Consider the following 19,608-nt stretch of genomic DNA (forward strand, 5'->3'; position numbering starts at 1 on the left):
GCCTCCCCGCCGGCCTCAGGGCTTGCCGGGCTCGGCCAGGGTCAGGGTCTGCTGGCGGGTCTGGCCGCCGCGCCGCACGGCGAGCGTCACCTTGTCGCCGGGCTGGCGGACGATCAGGGCACTTTGCAGGTCCTGCACGGTGGAGACCTCCTGGTCCCCGATCCGGGTGATGATGTCCCCGCCCACCCGCAGGCTGCCGCCCGGCACCGCCACCTCGCGGCTGCCGCCCCGCAGCCCCGCCTGGGCCGCCGGGCTGCCCGGGGTCACCTCCTGCACGAGCACGCCGTTGTCGGGAAGGTCGAGTCCCTGCCGCGCCTGCGGGCTGAGCGCCTGGAGCGGGAAGCCCACGATCCCGATGCGCGGCGCCCCCACCTCGCGCCCGGCGCGCAGCCGGGGCAAGATCGCCTTGGCGACGTTGATGGGCACCGCGAAGCCCACCCCCGCGCTCTGCCCCACCCCGGTCGCCGCCCCGGCGGGCGAGAGAATCTGGGTGTTCACCCCGATCACCTCGCCCCGGCTGCTCACCAGCGGCCCGCCCGAGTTGCCGGGGTTGATCGCCGCGTCGGTCTGGATGGTGTTTTGCGGGATGTCGTTCACGCCGATGGGCACCACCCGGTTCTTCGCCGAGACGATGCCCTGGGTGACGGTGAACTCCAGCCCGAAGGGAGCGCCCATCGCGATGGCCTTCTGGCCGACCCGTACCTGGTCGCTGTTGCCCAGGACCATCGGGTCGTAGGCGTTTTGGGGGACGTTCTGGGCCTGAAGCAGGGCGAGGTCGTAGTCGGGGGCGGTGGCGATCACGCGGGCGGGGTACTCGCGCTGGCTCTCGTGCAGGCGCACGGTGACCCGGCTCGCCCCGCTGACGACATGGTTGTTGGTGATGATGTAGCCCTGCTCGTCGATAAAAAAGCCCGAGCCCGAGCCCGTCGGCTCGATGCCCCCGCCCGCGCTCGGGCCCGGGGTGGGCGCCTGGCCGCCGAAGGGGTTGGAGAGCAGGTCCGTCTGCGGCGCGTCGAAGCGGGTGACGAACACCACCCCGTCCTGGCGCTGCTCGACCACCTCGATGGTGTTCTCCTCGTAGTTCAGCCGGTCGATCCGCTCCGTGGAGGCGGTGGGGGTGGCCGCTCCCGACGCGGCCGGGGCCTGCGCCGCCTGGGCCGGAGCTGTCTGCGCCGGAGCCGTGGCCCGGGGCTCGCTCGGGGCCGTGACCGCTGGGGCGGTGCTCTGGCTCTGCGGCGTGCCCTGGGCCGGGGCGCTCGCGCCCTCCTGGGCGGAACTGGAGGTGTCGGCGTTGCCGGTCTTGTTGTCGCAACTGCCCAGCATCAGGCCGAGCAGCACGAGCAGCGGCGCCGTGGACAACGCCCGTCGCGGTGGGCGCAGGGCAGGGGGTTCCCGGTGGCCTTCGGATGCGGTCATGACCAATTATTCCCCCTGCCGGATGTGGCACGTGACAGGGCACCTTGAGCAAGGGCTCGGAAAGGGAGATGGGTCTATCCCTGCGGTTCGGCGCCCACCCGCTCCTCCTTGCTCGGCAGCTCAGACTAGCGGGTCCACTCGTCCGGCTCAGCCCGCTTGCCGTCCACATCGACCACGCCGAAGAGGGGCCTCTCCACTCGTCGAGGCTGAGGCACAAGGCGGCGTGTTCCGCCTCCAGCCGCCGCATCAGCGTGGTCTTGCCGGAGCCGGGCAGACCGACGAGGAGGTGGAAGGTGGGAGGCACGGTTTCCAAGTAGAGGAGTGCGATTGCTCCCGCGAGGTGAAGAGGGTGGAGAGGTGGTACGTTACTTTAGACTTGCAATACGACCCAAAGAGCAAACCCAATCCGAATATCTGCCCACGTGAGTTTTGCTTCAACTGGGAAGAAAGGGGCTGGCTGACGACGAGAGGAATTCACGGCAGCCGCGAGGAGGCTTTGGGTGCCTCGCAATCCGTTGAAGAGAGCGGCTGTGGTTGGGAACTGGGCCGTTGTCATCGCTGGTTTTCGGACAGCACAGTGGACTTTTATGAGCCTTATGAGCCAGTTTTGGATGTCGCTGGATTGCCCTGGTTCTACTTCATCCTCACACCGTCAAAGCTGGTCACAGAACTGCGTCCTCTGTACGTCCAGGAGTCTGAAGCCCTGTGGGGCGAAAGGCACTGGGAGAACTAAGCGGGCCCCATATTCCTGCTTGGGAAGAGGGGCCCACGCACACGAAGGATGGCCTATGCGAACTGCGCCAGCACCTGCTCCAGCCTCTCCTTTTGCGCCCCGAAGTCGGCCACGCGGCGCCGCTCCTCCTCAATCACCTCGGCGGGGGCGCGGGCCACGAAGCCCTCGTTCCCCAGCTTGCCCTGCGCCTGCTTGATCTGCTTGTCGAACTCGGCGAGGCGTTTGCGCTGCTTGGCGAGCCAGTCCTGCACGTCCACCGTGCCCTCCAGCGGCGCGCGCACCGTCACGCCCGCCTCCACGGCGCTGAGGGTGCGGCCCGAAAGCTCCGGCACCAGCGTCACCCGGGCGATGCCCTCCACCACCCGCGCGTTCTCATGCACGAGAGGGGCGAGGTCTCCCTCCACCGCCACGTTCAGGCGGTCTTGCGGAGAAAGGCCGAGTTCGTTCTTGAGGCTGCGGGCGGCGCTCACGGCGGCGCGCAGGGCGCCGAAGGCGCGGGTGGCCTCCGCGTCGTGCAGGGTCTCGTCGGGCTGCGGCCAGGAGTGGAGCGCGATCTGGCGGCGGTGTCCCAGCGCCACGTACAGCTCGGACGTGATGAAGGGCATGAAGGGGTGCAGCAGCTTGAGGATGTGCTCCAGCACCGCCTTGAGGGTGCCCAGCGTGCCGAGATGCCCCTCCGCCAGCGCGGGCTTGGCCGCCTCGATGTACCAGTCGCAGAACTCGTCCCAGGTAAAAGCGTACAGGGCGCGGATGGCGGCCCCGATGTCGTACTCGTCAAGGAGGGCCGTCACCTCCGCCGTCACGGCGTTCAGGCGGCTGATGATCCAGCGGTCGGCGAGGGTGAGGTCGGGCCGGGTGCGAAGCGCGGCGAGGGCGTCCCGACTCCGCAGGGGATCGCTGCCGTGCGCGTCCGGCGCCTCCACCGCACTCCGCACGTAACGGGTGAGGGCGTCGTCCCCTGTGAGGTTCGGTGCCCCCTCCGCCAGCCGCAGCCGGGCGAAGCGGGCCGCGTTCCAGAGCTTGTTGGCGAAGTTGCGTCCCTGCTCGAAGCGGCGGGGGTCGTGCCGGATGTCCTGCCCGCCCGTCGACAGGCTGGTGAAGGCGAAGCGGCAGGCGTCCACCCCGTAGGTGTCGAAGAGTTCGAGGGGATCGAGGCCGTTCCCCTTGCTCTTGGACATCTTCTGGCCCTTGGCGTCGAGGTACAGGCCGTGGAGCATCACCGTCGAGAAGGGCGCCTGGCCGGTGAAGTGATACCCCGCCATCTCCATCCGCGCCACCCAGAAGAACAGGATGTCGTACCCGGTCACGAGCACCTGGGTCGGGTAGAACTTGCGGAAGTCCTCGCAGTCGGTGTCCGGCCAGCCCAGCGTCGAGAAGGGCCAGAGGTTGGAGGAAAACCAGGTGTCGAACACGTCCGGGTCGCGCCGCAGGTTGAGGTGGGCGTACCGGGGGTCTTGATCGCAGTCGAGGTCGGGGTTTTCCGGGTCGGGCACGTACACGTTGCCCTCGTCGTCGTACCACGCGGGAATCTGGTGGCCCCACCAGAGCTGGCGGCTGATATTCCAGTCGCGGATGTTCTCCAGCCAGTCGCGGTTGACCTTGGTGTAACGCTCGGGGGTAAGGCGAATCTCGCCCGCGTCCAGCCCGGCGAGCACCCGCTCGGCCATCGGCTTCATGGTCACGAACCACTGCGTGGACACGATGGGCTCCACCGGCACCTTCGTCCGCTCGCTCAGGCCGATGGCGGTGTCGTGGTCCTTCTCCTCGATCAGGTCGCCCGACTCGGCCAGCGCCGCCACCACAGCCTTGCGGGCTGTGAACCGCTCCATCCCTCTGAACTGTTCGGGCACGAGGTCTGAAGTCAGGTGGCCGTCGAGGTCGATCACGCTGGGCCGCGTGAGCCCATGCCGCTCCCCGATCTCGAAGTCGGTGGGGTCGTGGGCGGGGGTGATCTTCAGGGCGCCCACGCCGAACTCCCGCTCCACCGCCTCATCCGCGATGATGGGGATAAAGCGGTCGGTGAGAGGGATGCGCGCCCGCTGGCCGATCAGGGGCCGGAACCGCTCGTCCTCGGGATGCACGGCGATGGCCTGGTCCGCGAAGATCGTCTCCGGGCGCACGGTGGCGATGCGGATTTCGCCGCTTTCGCCGTTGCTGGCGGGGAGGGCGGCGTCCTCCAGCCGGTAGCTCAGGGTGGACATCTTGCCCTTGCGCACCTCCCGGTCGATTTCCAGCTCGGAGAGGGTCGTCTGCGAGGCCGGGTCCCAGTTCACGATGCGCTCGCCGCGGTAGGCCAGCCCCTCGTGGTACAGCCGCACGAACTGGGCACGCACGGCCTTGCTCAACTCCTCGTCCATCGTGAACTTCTCGCGCGTCCAGTCCACGCTCACGCCCAGGCGGGTGAGCTGGTCGAGGATCATGCCGCCGGACTGTGCCTTCCACTCCCAGACGCGGCTCACGAAGCCCTCGCGCCCCAGGTCGAAGCGGCTCAGGCCCTCGTTCTTCAATTGCCTTTCCACGACCACCTGTGTGCTGATGCCCGCGTGGTCCATGCCCGGCAGATACAGCGCCTCAAAGCCCTGCATCCGTTTGAAGCGGATCAGCGTGTCGATCAGGGTGTTGTCGAGCGCGTGCCCCAGGTGCAGGTTGCCCGTCACGTTGGGCGGCGGAATCACGATGGTGAAGGGCGGCTTGCCGCTGCTCGCGTCCGCGCGGAAGGGCTCGCTTCTCCAGCGCGCGGCCCACGCGGGCTCGATGGCGGCGGGGTCGAAGGCCTTGGCGAGGGCGCCGGAGCCCGCCTCGGTGGGGTCGAAGGTCGTGTCAGTCATGGGAAAGCTCCATCGGGAAGAGGTGAGGGTGCCGGGTCAGATTGGGAAGGGCGGCATCATAGCCGTCGCCGGGAGTCAGGCCGCAGGCGTGGAAAGGGGCGAAGCGGCAGAGGAAGGTGAGCCCGGCGTCGTCCTCGCCGTGTGTGACCCTGTGCGCCCAGGCGTCCGGGGTGGTGGTCGGGACCGACAGGTGGAAAAAGTGCCAGACCTCCGCAAGCTTCCCCTTCGACCACGGAAAGGAGCCCAGGTGAACCGGGCCGCTCAGGCTCAAGCCCGTCTCCTCCCACGTCTCGCGCAGGGCGGCCTGTTCGGGAGTCTCGCCCGGCTCCAGCCCGCCCGCCGGAACCTGGACACCCGCATCCGGGTCTTCGGGGGTGTGTTCGAAGACCAGCAGTGCACCTGTCCCGCGCGTGACGTAGGCGAGGACGCGCTCACGCAGTCCGTCATGCCGGGCCAGGGCACGGGCCTCCTCGGCGGGAAGCGGGGAGCCGATCAGGGGGGGCAGGGGCTGGGTCACCGGTTGTCCTCCTGGGAAAACGAAAACGCCTCGTCCGCCGGAACTTTCGCTCCGAATGCGGACGAGACGAGGCTGCTGCTCTGATCCCGCGGTACCACCGCCGTTCCGGCCCGTTTGCGGGCGCGGCACTCCTGACGCGCGTTGACGGGCGCTCCCGGAGGGGTCTACACACCACCCGAACGGGCGGCTTCTTCCCCCTAGCTCGCGGGCGACTTTCCCCGGCGGCCCTCCCGGCCCCGCTCTCAGTCGCGGCGGAACCTCCCTGTGGGCGCACCCTCCGGGTACTCCTCCCGGTCACTGCTGCGCACAGTATACGGACGACGAACGGGGAAGGGATGCGTCACATGGCGCATCGTCCGGGGAGGCGGGCCGTCCTCACCCCAGCTCGATCAGGCCCGCCGTGAGGAAGGGACGCAGGGTCTCCAGCGTGGCCCGGGGAGAACCTCCGGCCCGCTCCAGCACGGCGCGCAGGGGCAGGCCCTCCGAGACGTGGCTCAGCGCGGCGTATTGCGCCCGGGTGACGGGCTGGGCCTCCGTCCAGCGCGGCGTGAAGCGCAGGGGCCGCTCCCAGTCGGGAAAGACCCGCAGCAGGGGCCCCCAGGCGTCCGACTCCCCGATCATCTGGCGCAGGGCCGGGTCGCGGCGCAAGGAGAGCGTGTGCTCGGGTGCCGTGCCCCCGGGCTCGAAGGTGAAGGTGCCCGCGTCGAGGCTGCTCAGCAGTTGGAGGGCGTCCTGTCCGGCCAGCGCCCCCGCACGCGCGTGGACGAGTTCGCCGGGCTCGAACCACAGCTCGCCCCCCCGCGCGTGCGCGATGCTCAGCCGCCCGCCCCGCCCGCTGGAGAGCAGCATCTGCACGACGGAGAGGAACGGAAATACCGCGAGGTCACCGCGAACCATATGAAGGCCAGTTTAAGCCCAGGGGGTGGGGGGTTGTCTGCCCCCGCCCAATGGAGGGAGCCCCGGGCGCGGCACGCTCGCCGCTGGTCCGGGGCTCCCGCTCGGCGCCAGGCTCAGTCGATGCTGGCCCGCCAGCGCCACTCGGAGGCCCGCTTCATCACGTGGGCGAGGCCGCCGGTGATGGCGAGCTTCTGGTTCCAGGGCAGCTTCATCCAGCCGACCGCCATCAGGCCGCCTAAGCTTACGAACTCGCCCAGGGTGGTGGGCTCGTAGGCCTCGGGCTCCTCGCCGCGCGCCAGCCGCATCAGGTTCTTGCCGGTCAGGCGGCCCTGCTGTCCCGCGTGCTGGGCCGTGGTGGGCACCGGCTTGCCCTCCTGGTTGAGCGCCAGGCCCATGTCGCCGATGATGAACACGTCGGGGTAGTGCTTGGCGCGCAGGTACTCGTCCACGGCGATGCGCCCGCCGGGGCCCTTTTCCAGCCGCTCGCCCTTCACGATGTCGCGCGCCTGGATGCCGCCCGTCCAGATGATCTTGCCCGCCTGGAGTACGTTCTGCTCGCCGTCTTGCGTCTGCACGGTCACGCTGTCGGGGGTCGCGCTCATGATGCGGTGGCCCACCAGAATCTGGATGCCGTACTCGCGCAGCGTGTTCTCCGCCTTCTGGCGCAGGGCCTCGTCGAGGATCGGCAAAATCTTGGGCCCGGCCTCCACGAGGTAGATCTGGAAGGGGGGAAGGCCGCGCTCACGGCTGAGCACCTCCGCCCGCTGGGCGAGTTCGGTCACGAGTTCCACGCCCGTCAGGCCCGCGCCGCCCACCACGATGTCGCGGTTGCCCTGGTAGTCGCTGGCAAAGGCCCGGTTGACGAAGCTGTAGATCTCGTCCGCGTCGGTGAGCTGCTTGAGTTCGGCGGCGTTCTCGGCCAGGCCCGGGATGCGGTAGAAGTTCGTCACCGAGCCCAGCCCCACCACCAGCGTGTCGTAGGTCAGGACCCGCCCGTCCTTGAGGGTGACTTCCTTCTCGTCCACATCGACGCCCTCGACCTGCGCCTGCTCCAGGTGCACACCCGTGCCCCTCAGCAGCGGAGCGAGCGGCAGGGTCACCGGCGTGTTGTGCGCGGCGGCCTCGTGCAGCCGGGTCTCGAAGGTGTGATAGGCGTTTTGCTCGACGAGAAGCGCTTCCAGGTCGGGCAGGGGCTTCATTTTGGTGGCCGCCGCAAGGCCCGCGTAACCGGCGCCGAGGATCAGGGTCTTCATGCGATCACTCCTGTGAATGAATTCACGAGTCGGCTCCAAGGCAGAACTCACCCCAAGGAACCGGCCGGAGGCGTCCTCCGGTCCGGCTCCAGTGTACACGCCGCGCGCAACGGACCTGTAAGACGACCTTCATATCCGGGGAGGATGTCTGGGGAACAACCGCACGCGGGGCCACACCGTGGGGCCCCGGTTCATGCTTGAATGCAGGGGTACACACAAGTCCGCCCCGCCCGCTCGCCCACGGCGCACGGGTCCTGGCCCATTCGCCCCTCTGCCGGCCGTTTCCCGAGGTCCACCCTGCCGCAGACGCCTCGCCGCCGCGCCGCCTGCCCGCCCCCCGGAGGCCACCCATGAACGTGACCGTCAACGTGAACGGCAAGCCCTACACCCGCGACGTGGAGCCCCGGATGCTCCTCGTCCACTTCCTGCGCGACGAACTCGCCCTCACCGGCACCCACGTGGGCTGCGACACCTCCCAGTGCGGGGCCTGCACCGTGCACCTCGGCGGCGACGCCATCAAGAGCTGCACCGTCCTCGCCGTGCAGGCGGACGGCCTGGACGTGACCACCATCGAGGGAATCGGCACGGCCGCCGACCTGCACCCCCTCCAGGCGGGCTTCTGGGCGGAACACGGCCTCCAGTGCGGCTTTTGCACCCCCGGCATGATCATGGCCTCCGCCGAACTGCTGAGGCACAACCCCAGCCCCAGCGAGGAAGAGATCCGTTATCACCTCGAAGGCAACTACTGTCGCTGCACCGGCTACCACAACATCGTCAAGGCGGTCCAGCACGCCGCCGGGGCGATGAGTGCGGCCCAGGGGCAGCGGCAGGAGCAGGCGGCGGACGATTGAACGGCAGTCGAGGGGTCGAGAAGTTGGGCGACCTTCGTTGTCTCGACTCCTCGACCTCCAATGAAGGGAGGCACACATATGACTGAATCCAGGCCGGAAAAGTACATGGGCCAGGCCCTCAAGCGCAAGGAGGACCCGCGCTTCATCACGGGGGCCGGGCAGTACACCGACGACTTCGTGGTGCACGGGATGCTGCACGCCGCGATGGTCCGCAGCCCCTACGCGCACGCCCGCATCGGCAACATCGACAAGTCGGGCGTGGAGGGAATGCCGGGCGTGGTCGCCGTCTACACGGGCGACGACGTGAAGGCCGCCGGAATCGGGAGCATCCCGGTGGGGTGGCTGCTGCCCGAACTCAAGGTGCCGGGCCACCACGCCATCGCCCAGGGTGAGGTCAACCACGTCGGCGACATCGTGGCGGTGGTGGTCGCCGAGACGCGGGTGCAGGCCGAGGACGCCGCCGCCCTGCTCGACGTGGAGTACGAGGCGCTGCCCGCCGTGTCGCTGGGCAGTGCCGCGCTGGAGGAAGGCGCCCCGCAGGTCCACGACGACGTGCCGGGCAACGTGGCCTTCCGCTGGGAGATCGGCGACGAGACCGCGCTCAACGAGGCGTTCAACCGGGCGCACAAGACGGTCAAGGTCAAGTTGCGCAACCACCGCCTCGTGCCCAACGCCATCGAGCCGCGCGCCTCGCTGGCCCAGTTCGCGCCCGCCAGCGGCGAGTACACGCTGCACACGACCTCACAGAACCCGCACATCCACCGCCTGATCCTGGCGGCCTTCGTGATGGGGATTCCTGAACACAAGCTCCGCGTGATCAGCCCCGACGTGGGCGGCGGCTTCGGCTCCAAGATCTTCCAGTATCAGGAAGAGGTCATCGTCCTGATGGCCGCGCAGAAGCTCGGTCGCCCGGTGAAGTGGGCCGCCCGCCGCAGCGAGTCCTTCGTCAGCGACATGCAGGGCCGCGACCACGAGTCCGAGGCCGAACTCGCCGTGGACGAGAACGGCAAGATGCTCGGCCTGCGGGTGAACACGGTCGCCAACCTGGGTGCGTACCTGACCCTCTTCGCGCCCGCGGTGCCCACCTACCTGTACGGGACGCTGCTCAACGGGGTGTACAAGTTCCCCGCCGTTCACGCGAAGGTGACGGGCGTGGTGACGAACACCGTGCCGGTGGACGCCTACCGTGGCGCCGGTCGTCCCGAAGCGACCTACCTGATCGAGCGCACCGTGGACGTGATGGCGCACGAGCTGGGAATGGACCCCGCCGAGTTCCGGCGGATGAACTTCATCCAGCCCGACGAGTTCCCGTACCAGACGCCGGTCGCCCTCGTGTACGACAGCGGCAACTACGAGCCCGCGCTCGACATGGCGCTGGACATGATGAACTATCAGGACCTCCGCGCCGAGCAGGATCGGATGAAGGGCACGAACAAGATTCTGGGTGTGGGCGTGATCTCTTACCTGGAGGCGTGCGGCCTGGCCCCGTCGGCGCTCGTCGGCCAGCTCGGGGCACAGGCGGGGCAGTGGGAGAGCAGCCTGGTGCGGGTGCATCCCACCGGCAAGGTCGAGCTGTACACCGGCTCGCACAGCCACGGGCAGGGGCACGAGACGGCCTTTCCGCAGATCGCCGCCGACGAGCTGCAAATCCCCATCGACGACATCGAACTGATCCACGGCGACACGGGCCGGATGCCCTACGGGTGGGGCACCTACGGCTCCCGCAGCGCGGCGGTGGGCGGCAGCGCCCTGAAGATGGCCCTGCAAAAGGTCACCGCCAAGGCGCGCAAGATCGCCGCGCACCTCCTCGAAGCGTCCGAGGAGGACGTGGAACATGAAGGCGGCGTCTTCCGCATCAAGGGGGCGCCGGACAGGAGCAAGACCTTCTTCGACATCGCCCTGATGGCCCACCTCGCCCACAACCTGCCGGAAGGCATGGAGCCGGGGCTGGAGGCGACCGCCTTCTACGACCCCAAGAACTTCGTGTACCCCTTCGGCACCCACGTCGCGGTCGTCGAGATCGACACGGACACCGGCAAGGTGGACCTGCGCGGCTACGGCTGCGTGGACGACTGCGGGCCGCTGATTAACCCCCTGATCGCGGAAGGGCAGGTCCACGGCGGCATCGCGCAGGGCGCTGGGCAGGCTCTCTGGGAGGACGCCGCCTACGACGAGGAGGGCAACTTCCTGGCTGGGACCTTCATGGAGTACGCCGTGCCGCGCGCCGACGACCTTCCTGCCTTCAAGATCGACCACACCGTGACTCCCAGCCCCCACAACCCCCTGGGCGTGAAGGGCATCGGCGAGGCGGGCACGATTGCCAGCACCGCCGCCGTGGCGAACGCGGTGATGGACGCCCTGTGGCACGAGTGCGGCATCAAGCACCTCGACATGCCCTACACGAGCGAGAAGGTGTGGCGGGCTATTCAGGCGGCGCGCACGGCGGGGATGGGGCAGGCGGCGGACGACTGAGGAGGTTGTGGGGTGTGGGATGTGGGTTGTAGGAAAGAGCCCTTCCCACATCCCACAACCCTCCCGGAGGGAAAACATGTACCCAACCAACTTCGACTACCAGAAGGCCCACAGCGTCGACGAGGCGCTCGCCGCGATGGCGGCCAACCCCGACCTCAAGGTGATGGCGGGGGGGCACTCGCTTCTGCCCGCGATGAAGCTGCGGCTCGCCCAGCCGCCCGCGGTGCTCGACGTGTTCGGGATCGAGGAGCTGCGCGGCGTCCGCGAGGAGGGGGACATGTACGTGGTAGGCGCGATGACCACGCACGCGCAGATTCAGCGCTCACAGCTTCCGCTCTTCCCCGAGGTGGCCGGGTACGTCGGCGACCCGATGGTCCGCAACCGGGGCACCATCGGCGGCTCCTTGGCGCACGCCGATCCCAGCGCGGACTACCCTGCGGCGGCCCTCGCCCTGGGGGTGGAGTTCGTGATCCGGGGGATGGGCGGTGAGCGTGTGGTGCCCGCCGACGAGATGTTCGTGGGGATGTTCGAGAGTTCGGTGCAGCCCGGCGAACTGCTGACGCACATCCGCATTCCCGGGAGCGTCCAGGCGAGCGCCTACGAGAAGTTCAAGCACCCGGCGAGCCACTACGCCATCGTGGGCGTCGCCCTGGCCCGGCACGCGGACGGTCAGGTTCGGGCCGCGTACACCGGGGCGGGGGAGAAGGCCCAGCGTCTGACGGTCCTGGAGGAGCGGCTGAACGGCGGCCAGCCCGTCGGCACGGGGCTCGTGGATGCATCCGGCCTCCTCGGCGACCGCTTCGCCAGCCCCGAGTACCGGGCACATCTGGTGGACGTGCTGGCAGCACGGGCGGCGGCGCGGGTTTAGGCGGCAGGAGGGACGCTGGGCGAGCGTTGCTCGCCACCCCTCTCCCCAACCCTCTGCTACGCAGCTCCACGAGTCACCCGCAAGGGGAGAGGGAGCAAAAAGAGGAAGGTGGGCCGCCCCAACCGGGAGAGCCCACCTTCCTCTTTTCCCACTAACCACTAACGCCTAACCACTCACTCCTCACTCGTGCTCGTGCATCCCCGCCGTGTGGGCGTGCCCGTGCTCCAGTTCCTCGCCCGTGGCGTCGCGGACGTTCTTGACGGTCACGTCGAAGTTCAGCACCATTCCGGCGAGGGGCGGGTTGAAGTCCACCTGCACGGTGTCGCCCTCGACACCGACCACCGTGAAGGGAAGGACGCTGCCGTCCTCGGCCTGGGCGTAGTAGGTGGCGCCCACCTCCACCTCGTCGTCGAAGTCGGCACGGTCGAGGTCCTCCACGTTGTCCTCGTCGCGCTCGCCGTAGCCGTCTTCCGGCTGGACGGTGACGTGCAGGCTGTCTCCGGCCTTCTTGCCCTCCAGCGCCCGCTCCAGGCCGGGGATGATGTTGCTGTGGCCGTGCAGGTAGGTCAGGGGCTCGCCGGCTTCGCTCTGGTCCACGACCTCGCCGTCTACCTTGAGCACGTAGTCGAGTTCGACAACCTTGTCTTGCGTGATGTTCATGTTGATCTCCGTTTCTCGAAGGACGGCGCAGGCTGGCCGACTTGCCCCCGGAGTGTAACCTCCCGGCCTCTCCCGGAGAATCGGCCTTAACGGAATCGAAATAGTGGGGAGGGGGTAGGGGGCGGCCGTCCCCGGCCTATCCTGCTCCCATGACCCCCCACCGCCCCGACTTCCCCATGTTCGTCAGCGTGCAGGGGGCGCGGGAGATGCTCGCCGCCCTCCTCCCCGAGCCCGGACGTGAGGACGTGCCGCTCGCCGGGGCCCGGGGCCGCACGCTCGCCGCGCCCCTGTGCGCCCTCGTCAGCCACCCCAGCGCGACCGAGAGTGCCCTCGACGGCATCGCCGCCCGGGAGGCGGACACGCTGGGTGCTGCCCCCGCTTCGCCCGTCCGGCTGCGGGTGGTCGGGGAGAGCCGAGCCGGAGTCCCCTTCGCGGGGGCGGTCGGCTCCGGGGAATGCGTCCGCATCTATACGGGCGCTCCGCTTCCGGCGGGCGCCGACGCGATCTGCCCCGTCGAGCAACTGACGGATGACGGCGACGAGCACGTTCTCCTCGCCCGGCCCGCCAGTCCCGGCGACGTGCGGCCCGAGGGGGGGGACTTCCGGTCAGGCGAGACGGTGCTGGAGGCGGGCGCCGTGCTGACGCCCCCACGGGTGGCGCTCGCCGCCGCGCTCGGCCATGCCCGGGTGCCCGTCCGCCGCCGCCTGCGGGTGGCGCTGCTCTCCACCGGGGACGAGGTGATCGAGCCCGGCGAGCCGCTGTCTCCCGGGCAGGTGTACGACAGCAACCGCTACGGCCTGCACGCCATGCTGGAGGAATGCGGCTGCGAGGTCGTGCCGCTCGGCCACGCGCCCGACAGCCCGGAAGCCCTTCAGGGCAGCATCACGCGGGCGGGGGGGGCGGACGTGCTCCTCACGAGCGGCGGGGTCAGCATGGGGCGGTACGACTTCATGCGCGACCTCCTGATCGAGCACGGGCGGGTGGCCTTTTGGAAGGTGCGGATGCGCCCGGGTGGCCCGGCCCTCCTGGGGGGTTGGAACGGCCTTCCCGTCTTCGGACTGCCGGGCAACCCGGTGAGCAGTCTGGTCGTCTTCCACGTCATCGTGCGGCCCGCGCTGACCGGGCAGCCCGTGCAGACCCTCCGGCTGCGGGCGGGCACCCCCTTTCGCACCCTGCCCGACAAGACGGCCTTCTGGCGCGCGACGATCCAGGGCGGGCAGGTGCACGACTACCCCAAGCAGGGCAGCGGTGTCCTGCGGTCACTGAGCGACACGGGCGCCCTCGTCGTCGTGCCCGAGAGGGTGCGGGTGGAGGCAGGGGACGACGTGGACGTGGTGCTGCTGTAAGGGTCTGGCCGGAAGTCGGTCGGCGGCGCAGGGCCACCGCCAAGGCGAGCCCGACGCCGAACCCGGTCACGGGATTGGCCGTGGCACCGCCGACTGCGAGGCCGGGACCGAGGCGAAGGCCGTCCTTCCCGTCAGAGGTTGGGTTCCTGCTCGGGGGTACGTGGAGGAAGGGACGCGCGTTCCCGTTCGTCCTCCCCCTGTCCCAGCACCCGCCGTGCCAGCGCCCAGCCGCTGAGGAGCGCGGCCTCCACCCTCGGGCCGTGGGGGTCGGGGGTGTGCCCGTCGCCACACCAGCCGATGCGCAGGGCCGGGTCCCAGTGGGCGGGACCGGGCGCGCGCTCGGTGGGCGTGGCGTGGCGCCAGCGGTGGGCGAAGGCGTGGAGGGGCGTGAAATCGCCCAGCACGTCGCGCGCCGCTTCCAGCAGTTCGGGCCGCACCTCCTCCGGGCGGCGTTCGAGGTGCGCCCGCGTCCAGTCCGGCGTGGCGTGCAGCATCAGGGCGGGCGGGTGCCCCGGCTCCCGCTTGGTGTGTTCACGCGCGATCCATTCGAGGACGGGGTGGCCGAAGAGCCGCAGGGCGAGCCACCCGGCCTCCACATCCCGCTCCAGCACGGCGCCCGTCGCCCAGTAGGGGTCGTACCGGACGCGCCCGACCTCCCGCGCGGCCTCGGCGAGCCCCGGAACGTCGCCGACCAGATCGTCGAGAAGCGGGGCGACCTGCGGGCCGGGGAGGTTGAGGACGAGACGCGGCGCCTCCCAGCTCGCCCCGTCGCGGGTGTGGACCCGCCAACCGCCCGCCCGACGTTCGAGGCTCGTCACCTCGGCGCCCGTCGTGACGGACAGGCCGCGCGCGAGGTGCCGTCCCAGCGCACTCATCCCGGCGGGCGGCACGTAGCGGGGATGTTCGGGGGGCGGGGTGGTCACGGTCCCGTCCCGCCACTCGCTCACCGAGCGCGTCCACACCCGCAGCCAGCCGCCTTGCACGCCCTCCTCCGCCAGCGCGCGGGTGCGCTCCTGCCGGGCGGTGAAAAACCGCGCCCCGTGGTCGAGCCGCGCCTCCCGCCCGTCGTCCAGCGCGACCCGCCGCGTCGAGGCCCGTCCGCTCACCCCGCGCGACTTGTCGAGCACCTGCACATCCATCCCCGCCCGCACGGCGTCCCCCGCCAGCGCCAACCCCGCGAGCCCCGCCCCGACGATGAGGAGGTCGGGGCTCATGGGTCCCGGCTGACGGCTGAAAGCTGACCGCTGATGGCCCTCACAACAGCGCCCGGTGATCCGCCAACATGCAGCGGTCCTGAATCACGTCGATGCCGCGCCCCGTGAGGGCCTGCGCCGTCCGGTCGTCGCGGATGCCCTGTTGCATCCACACCACGCGGGGCGGGGGAGACATGCCCAGAATATCCGGAAGATGTTCGTGCACCTTGTCGCTGCGGCGAAAGACTTCCACCACGTCCACGGGCGTGGTGATCTCGGCGAGGGTGGCGACCGCCCGGTGGCCGAAAAAGCTCTCGCCGCGCCCCGCGAGGGCCGGGTTGACGGGGATGATCGTGTAGCCCTGGCGGTGGAGGTACTCGGGGACGTAATAGGCGGGCTTCATGGGGTCGCGGTGGAAGCCCACGACGGCCACGACCCTGTTCTCGGTGAGGACGCGGATCACGTCCGGGATGCTCTGAAGCTGCGTCATGCCCTCTCCCCCAGCCCCGCGTAGGCCGCGCGCGCCGCCTCCAGCGTGAGGTCCAGCTCCGCCGCGGTGTGGGCCGCCCCGACGAAGATGCTCTCGAACTGCGAAGGCGCCCAGTACACCCCGCGCGCCAGCATCGCCTGGAACCAGCGGGCGAAGGCCGCCGTGTCGCTGCGCGCCGCGTCCGTGTACGTCCTCACCGACCCGTCCGGCGCGTCCTGGTGAAAGGCCGTCAGCATCGAGCCGATGTGGTTCACGCTCAGTGGTACGCCCGCCTCGGCGGCGGCAGACTTCAGCCCCTCCGCGAGCCGCGAGGTGTACGTCTCCAGCCGGTCATATACCCCCGGGTCTGCCTCCAGCACTCCCAACGTGGCGAGGCCCGCCGCCATCGCCAGCGGATTGCCGCTCAGCGTCCCCGCCTGATAGACGGGCCCCTGGGGGCTCACGCGGTCCATCACGTCCGCCCGCCCGCCGTAGGCGCCCACCGGCAGCCCACCGCCGATCACCTTGCCCCAGCAGGTGAGGTCGGGGGAGAGGCTCAGCATCCCGGTTGCCCCGTTCAGCGAAAGGCGGAAGCCCGTCATCACCTCGTCGGCGACCAGGAGGGCCCCGGCGTCGCGGACACGGTGCAGGGCCGTCAGGAACTCCGGCGTCGGAATCAGGACGCCCGCGTTGCCCACCACCGGCTCGAAGATCACGGCGGCGATCTCGTGCCCGCGTTCCCGCATCAGGGTGTTCAGCGCCGCCGGGTCGTTGTACTCGCTCACCAGGGTCAACCGGGCGTACTCCTCGGGCACGCCCGCGCTGCTGGGAGCGGCCTGGCCGAGCCCGCCCTCGGCGTTCGTCATTAGGCCGCTGCCCGCCTCCACCAGCAGGCCGTCGGCGTGGCCGTGGTAATTGCCCCGGAACTTGACGATGTACTTGCGGCCGGTGAAGCCGCGCGCCAGCCGCAGGGCGCTCATCGTCGCCTCGGTGCCGCTGTTCACGAAGCGGACGCGCTCGGCCCCGGTAAGGCGGGTGACCGCCTCCGCCAGCAGCACCTCGCGCTCGCCGGGGGCGCCGAAGCTCGTGCCGCCAGCAAGGGCCTCCAGGATCGCCTCCCGCACCGCCGGGTGATCGTGGCCCAGGATCATCGGTCCCCACGAGCCGATGTAGTCGACGTACCGGGTGCCGTCCACGTCGGTCAGGGAGGCCCCGTGCGCCTCGCGGATGAAGCGCGGGGTGCCGCCCACGGAGCGGAAGGCGCGCACCGGGCTGTTCACGCCGCCCGGCGTCACCGCCCGCGCCCGCGCGAAGAGCGCCTCGCTGCGGGCCGCCACTGAAGGAAGGGTCTCGGTCGTCATGCCAGTCACCTTACGGCAAGCTGACGAGGGCGGAGGAGAGGGAAAAGACAGTTGAAGGGGCGGTGAGAGCGGGAATTCGTTAATTTTGGAGGGCCCAGGTCCGGCGATCCGACGCGGAGGGCGGCCCTTCCCGGCCCGCCCCCTCCGACGGCTGACCGCCTCCTACAGCCCCAGGAGCCCCAGCGCCGCCGTCTGCGTCAGTTGCTGGCGGTAGGGCTCGACCACGGCGCGTTCCTGCGGGGTGGCGGTCTGCACGGTCGTGTTCAGGTCGGGGAGACGGCCCGCCTGGATGGCCTCGGCGGCGCGGGCGAAGTCGATGTTGGGCACGCCCAGGGCGCGGTTCACGGTGGTGCGGACGGTGGCGTATCGCTCGGGACTCAGGCCCTCGCGGGCCAGGGCGGTCGCCTGGGCCTGACGGGCGCGGCCGATGCTGTTCCCCACGTCCCTGAGCACGTTCACGATGGTGAGGATGTTCGGCGTCTGCCCGTTCTGGATGTCTGTCCAGACGTTCTGGAGATTCGTGAAGCTGCCGCCCAGGGCCGTGCTCACGTCCTGACGCACCCGCAGAAAGCGCCCGATGTCGGTGGCCGTCACGGGGGCGTTCGTGTTCACCGGCGGGACAGGCGCCGTGCCCGGCGTGGTGGTGCCGTCGCCGTTCCCCGGCAGGCTGGGCACCTGAACCCCCGTGCCGTCCCCCTGCGGCGTCTGGGTCTGCGTCTGCGCCGTGGTGGGGAGCTGCCACGAGGCGAGGAAGCCCCGCACGGGCTGGATCACCAGAAACCACGCCAGCGCCCCCAGCACCGCGAGCACGAGGAGCGTGCCGCCCCCACAGCCCAAGCATCCGCATCCCGGCCCACTTCGTCTCATGCCCCAGGATACGGGCCCCGCATGAGCCCGGTTCCCGGCCGGAGGCGCGTTTCGGGCGGGGCTCGGTGAGGACTGCCGCGTGGTCGCAAGGTGTGTCCCGCCTGCTCGATCCCTCCGGCCACCTCTGCTTCGCGGCTTTTCAAATCCCCTCAGGGGGAGGTGACAACAGAGAGGTTCTCCCCAGCGTTCCCGGCTCCCCTCTCGGGGGAACTGTCAGCCAAGCCGATTGCTTGCAGCGGGGTAAGCCGAGGCCCCTCCTTCCAACATCCGGATTTTGCGGTCGCCCTGGGGCTTCGGTTGACAGGCGCCGGGTGGGCGCTCTTAAATACGGGCGCTCATTCCTTTCTCAGCCTGTGACGGTGTGGCCCCGTGGCGCCCCGCTGTTCCCTCCCGTCCACCCCCACCCGTGGACGCCCGTGTCCTCACCCCCTGGAGGTCCCATGTCCGCCCACCCCACCCCCCTGATCCGTACGTCCCGCCTGCTGGCCGCCCTCGCCTGCGGGCTCGCGCTCGCCGCCTGCGGCCAGACCACCCCGGTCGCCGAGACCCGCGCGCACGACGAGCGCACCTTCACGCCGGTCGAGGCCACCACCGTCCCCGTCGCGGGGGCCACGCTCTACAGGGGGCAGCACGCGGGAATCCAGGGACCGGCGAGCTACCTGATCGAGGTGCCCGACAACTGGAACGGCACGCTGGTGATGTACACCCACGGCTACCGGGGCACCGGCAAGGAGCTGACGGTCGATCCGCCCTCCATCCGGCAGGCCCTGATTGCGCAGGGGTACGCCTGGGCGGCGAGCAGCTACTCGGCCAACTACTACGACGTGCGGGCCGGGGTGGAGGACACGAACGCGCTGGCGCTGGCCTTCGGCAGCCTCACGGGCGGCAAGTACAAGACGCCGGACAAGTACCTGATCATGGGCTTCTCGATGGGCGGGCACGTCGCCGGGGCCGCCGTGGAGCAGGAAACGCTCGCCACCGCGCGCAACAGGGTGAACTATGCCGCCGCCCTGCCCATGTGCGGCGTGATGGACGAGGAGTACGAGTTCCGCTGGCTCGGCGACTACACCCTCGCCGCCGCGCAGCTCGCGGGCTTCGGGCCCCGCACCTTCCCGCAGAGTGACTACCAGACGCTGCTGCCCGACATCAAGGCGGCGCTGTTCGACAGCACCTCGGGCACGCTCTGGCAGGAGAACGCGGTGCAGGGGGCCAAGCTGCGCGAGATCGCCCGCAACCTCACGGGCGGGGACCGTCCCGTCTTCAACTTGGGCTTCCGGGTGGGCAGCCTGCAAAACGCCGTCTTCGGCACCGGGGGCTCGGACGGCACGTTGAGCGGCATCCTGAACAAGAACCTCTACGGCAACGAGGGCGTGACCTACCGCTGGACGACGGGCGACATCACCCCCGCCGAGGTCGCCTTCAACGCCTCCATCCTGCGGGTGAAGGCTGACCCGGAGGCCAACCGGGCCCGCCCGGGCGGTCTGCGCTGGCTGCCGCGCGTGAACGGCGAATTCAGCGTGCCCGTGCTCACCCTGCACACGCTGGGCGACTTCTATGTGCCCTTCCGGCATGAGCAGCTCTACCGCCTCGCGGCGCAGGCGAGCGGCAACGGCGACCGCCTCGTCCAGCGGGCCATCCGCGCCCCCGGACACTGCGACTTCACCGGCCCGGAGATCGTCGAGGCGTTCAACGACCTCGTGCGGTGGGAGCAGACCGGGCAGAAGCCCGCCGGGGACGACGTGCTCACCCCCGCCGTCGTCGCCGACCCGGCCTACGGCTGCCGCTTCACGCGCGGGGTGCGCGCGGGGGTCGAGGCCTGCCCCGCGACTCCCTGAGCTACAGCGGGCAATCGAGAGAACGGAGGGGCGAGCGGTTCC

16 protein-coding genes and 1 pseudogene are annotated in these 19,608 nt (G+C 70.1%); 6 read left to right on the forward strand and 11 right to left on the reverse strand.

From position 1 onward, the window contains the following. Positions 1-15: 15 nt before the first annotated feature. Both IC605_RS21535 and IC605_RS25620 read right to left on the reverse strand, forming a co-directional pair. Positions 16-1,416 (reverse strand): S1C family serine protease, encoded by a 1,401-nt coding sequence (locus IC605_RS21535; protein WP_246581152.1) that lies wholly within the window; start codon positions 1,414-1,416, stop codon positions 16-18. 202 nt (positions 1,417-1,618) lie between these two features. Further along, positions 1,619-1,720 (reverse strand): annotated as a pseudogene (locus IC605_RS25620) (AAA family ATPase); the annotation flags it as partial. 72 nt (positions 1,721-1,792) lie between these two features. Between IC605_RS25620 and IC605_RS21540 the strand changes: the two are divergent. Continuing rightward, complete coding sequence (locus tag IC605_RS21540) at positions 1,793-2,149, forward strand: hypothetical protein (protein WP_216328814.1); 357 nt, start codon at positions 1,793-1,795, stop codon at positions 2,147-2,149. A 53-nt stretch (positions 2,150-2,202) separates the two neighbouring features. Here the strand turns inward: IC605_RS21540 and IC605_RS21545 are convergent, their stop codons facing one another. The 4 genes from IC605_RS21545 to IC605_RS21560 all read right to left on the reverse strand — a co-directional run bounded on the left by IC605_RS21545 (position 2,203) and on the right by IC605_RS21560 (position 7,644). Then, positions 2,203-4,977: a valine--tRNA ligase gene (locus IC605_RS21545; protein ID WP_216328816.1), complete on the reverse strand. Its 2,775-nt coding sequence runs from the start codon at positions 4,975-4,977 to the stop codon at positions 2,203-2,205. After that, complete coding sequence (locus tag IC605_RS25285) at positions 4,970-5,494, reverse strand: NUDIX hydrolase (RefSeq protein WP_216328818.1); 525 nt, start codon at positions 5,492-5,494, stop codon at positions 4,970-4,972. The genes IC605_RS21545 and IC605_RS25285 overlap by 8 nt, the downstream gene beginning before the upstream one ends. Positions 5,495-5,869: 375 nt before the next feature. Next, a complete protein-coding gene (locus IC605_RS21555; RefSeq protein WP_216328820.1) occupies positions 5,870-6,391 on the reverse strand; it encodes a DUF4388 domain-containing protein in 522 nt (173 codons plus the stop codon). A 113-nt stretch (positions 6,392-6,504) separates the two neighbouring features. Then, positions 6,505-7,644: an NAD(P)/FAD-dependent oxidoreductase gene (locus IC605_RS21560; protein WP_216328822.1), complete on the reverse strand. Its 1,140-nt coding sequence runs from the start codon at positions 7,642-7,644 to the stop codon at positions 6,505-6,507. Between the two features lie 350 nt (positions 7,645-7,994). Here IC605_RS21560 and IC605_RS21565 point away from each other — a divergent pair, with 350 nt between their 5' ends. From IC605_RS21565 to IC605_RS21575, 3 genes are all read left to right on the forward strand, one after another. Continuing rightward, positions 7,995-8,495, forward strand: coding sequence for a (2Fe-2S)-binding protein (locus IC605_RS21565; protein ID WP_216328824.1), 501 nt, complete (start codon positions 7,995-7,997; stop codon positions 8,493-8,495). Between the two features lie 78 nt (positions 8,496-8,573). Then, positions 8,574-10,967, forward strand: coding sequence for a xanthine dehydrogenase family protein molybdopterin-binding subunit (locus IC605_RS21570; protein WP_216328826.1), 2,394 nt, complete (start codon positions 8,574-8,576; stop codon positions 10,965-10,967). A gap of 76 nt (positions 10,968-11,043) precedes the next feature. After that, positions 11,044-11,835: an FAD binding domain-containing protein gene (locus IC605_RS21575; RefSeq protein WP_216328828.1), complete on the forward strand. Its 792-nt coding sequence runs from the start codon at positions 11,044-11,046 to the stop codon at positions 11,833-11,835. A 180-nt stretch (positions 11,836-12,015) separates the two neighbouring features. Here the strand turns inward: IC605_RS21575 and IC605_RS21580 are convergent, their stop codons facing one another. Beyond that, on the reverse strand, positions 12,016-12,495 hold the full coding sequence (locus tag IC605_RS21580; protein WP_216328830.1) for an FKBP-type peptidyl-prolyl cis-trans isomerase: 480 nt from the start codon (positions 12,493-12,495) through the stop codon (positions 12,016-12,018). A gap of 149 nt (positions 12,496-12,644) precedes the next feature. On the opposite strand from IC605_RS21580, the gene IC605_RS21585 reads away from it, so the two are divergent. Beyond that, entirely contained in the window at positions 12,645-13,841 is a 1,197-nt protein-coding gene (locus IC605_RS21585; protein ID WP_216328832.1) for a molybdopterin molybdotransferase MoeA, read from the forward strand. 131 nt (positions 13,842-13,972) lie between these two features. Here the strand turns inward: IC605_RS21585 and IC605_RS21590 are convergent, their stop codons facing one another. The 4 genes from IC605_RS21590 to IC605_RS21605 form a co-directional block, all read right to left on the reverse strand. Beyond that, the gene (locus IC605_RS21590; protein ID WP_216328834.1) at positions 13,973-15,055 is read right to left on the reverse strand and encodes an NAD(P)/FAD-dependent oxidoreductase; all 1,083 of its coding nucleotides are present in this window, start codon (positions 15,053-15,055) and stop codon (positions 13,973-13,975) included. A gap of 40 nt (positions 15,056-15,095) precedes the next feature. Next, the gene (locus tag IC605_RS21595; RefSeq protein WP_216328836.1) at positions 15,096-15,524 is read right to left on the reverse strand and encodes a CoA-binding protein; all 429 of its coding nucleotides are present in this window, start codon (positions 15,522-15,524) and stop codon (positions 15,096-15,098) included. Further along, on the reverse strand, positions 15,521-16,864 hold the full coding sequence (hemL, locus tag IC605_RS21600; protein ID WP_216328838.1) for a glutamate-1-semialdehyde 2,1-aminomutase: 1,344 nt from the start codon (positions 16,862-16,864) through the stop codon (positions 15,521-15,523). Before hemL ends, IC605_RS21595 begins: the two co-directional genes overlap by 4 nt. Positions 16,865-17,026: 162 nt before the next feature. Continuing rightward, positions 17,027-17,731, reverse strand: a complete 705-nt coding sequence (locus IC605_RS21605; RefSeq protein WP_216328840.1) for a hypothetical protein — start codon at positions 17,729-17,731, stop codon at positions 17,027-17,029. Positions 17,732-18,171: 440 nt separating this feature from the next. Here IC605_RS21605 and IC605_RS21610 point away from each other — a divergent pair, with 440 nt between their 5' ends. After that, entirely contained in the window at positions 18,172-19,566 is a 1,395-nt protein-coding gene (locus tag IC605_RS21610; RefSeq protein WP_216328842.1) for an alpha/beta hydrolase family protein, read from the forward strand. The last annotated feature ends 42 nt before the right edge of the window (positions 19,567-19,608 follow it).

Origin of the sequence: Deinococcus aestuarii (genome assembly GCF_018863415.1) — a bacterium.
GTDB lineage: Bacteria > Deinococcota > Deinococci > Deinococcales > Deinococcaceae > Deinococcus > Deinococcus aestuarii.

Excerpts from the sequence above, each read along its gene's own strand:
- IC605_RS21590 (WP_216328834.1), bottom strand. The coding sequence starts at position 15,055 with ATGAGCCCCGACCTCCTCATCGTCGGGGCGGGGCTCGCGGGGTTGGCG.
- IC605_RS21585 (WP_216328832.1), top strand. The coding sequence starts at position 12,645 with ATGACCCCCCACCGCCCCGACTTCCCCATGTTCGTCAGCGTGCAGGGG.
- IC605_RS21545 (WP_216328816.1), bottom strand. The coding sequence starts at position 4,977 with ATGACTGACACGACCTTCGACCCCACCGAGGCGGGCTCCGGCGCCCTC.
- IC605_RS21575 (WP_216328828.1), top strand. The coding sequence starts at position 11,044 with ATGTACCCAACCAACTTCGACTACCAGAAGGCCCACAGCGTCGACGAG.
- IC605_RS21610 (WP_216328842.1), top strand. The coding sequence starts at position 18,172 with ATGTCCGCCCACCCCACCCCCCTGATCCGTACGTCCCGCCTGCTGGCC.
- IC605_RS21560 (WP_216328822.1), bottom strand. The coding sequence starts at position 7,644 with ATGAAGACCCTGATCCTCGGCGCCGGTTACGCGGGCCTTGCGGCGGCC.
- hemL (WP_216328838.1), bottom strand. The coding sequence starts at position 16,864 with ATGACGACCGAGACCCTTCCTTCAGTGGCGGCCCGCAGCGAGGCGCTC.
- IC605_RS21605 (WP_216328840.1), bottom strand. The coding sequence starts at position 17,731 with ATGAGACGAAGTGGGCCGGGATGCGGATGCTTGGGCTGTGGGGGCGGC.
- IC605_RS21570 (WP_216328826.1), top strand. The coding sequence starts at position 8,574 with ATGACTGAATCCAGGCCGGAAAAGTACATGGGCCAGGCCCTCAAGCGC.
- IC605_RS21565 (WP_216328824.1), top strand. The coding sequence starts at position 7,995 with ATGAACGTGACCGTCAACGTGAACGGCAAGCCCTACACCCGCGACGTG.
- IC605_RS21535 (WP_246581152.1), bottom strand. The coding sequence starts at position 1,416 with ATGACCGCATCCGAAGGCCACCGGGAACCCCCTGCCCTGCGCCCACCG.
- IC605_RS21595 (WP_216328836.1), bottom strand. The coding sequence starts at position 15,524 with ATGACGCAGCTTCAGAGCATCCCGGACGTGATCCGCGTCCTCACCGAG.
- IC605_RS21555 (WP_216328820.1), bottom strand. The coding sequence starts at position 6,391 with ATGGTTCGCGGTGACCTCGCGGTATTTCCGTTCCTCTCCGTCGTGCAG.
- IC605_RS21580 (WP_216328830.1), bottom strand. The coding sequence starts at position 12,495 with ATGAACATCACGCAAGACAAGGTTGTCGAACTCGACTACGTGCTCAAG.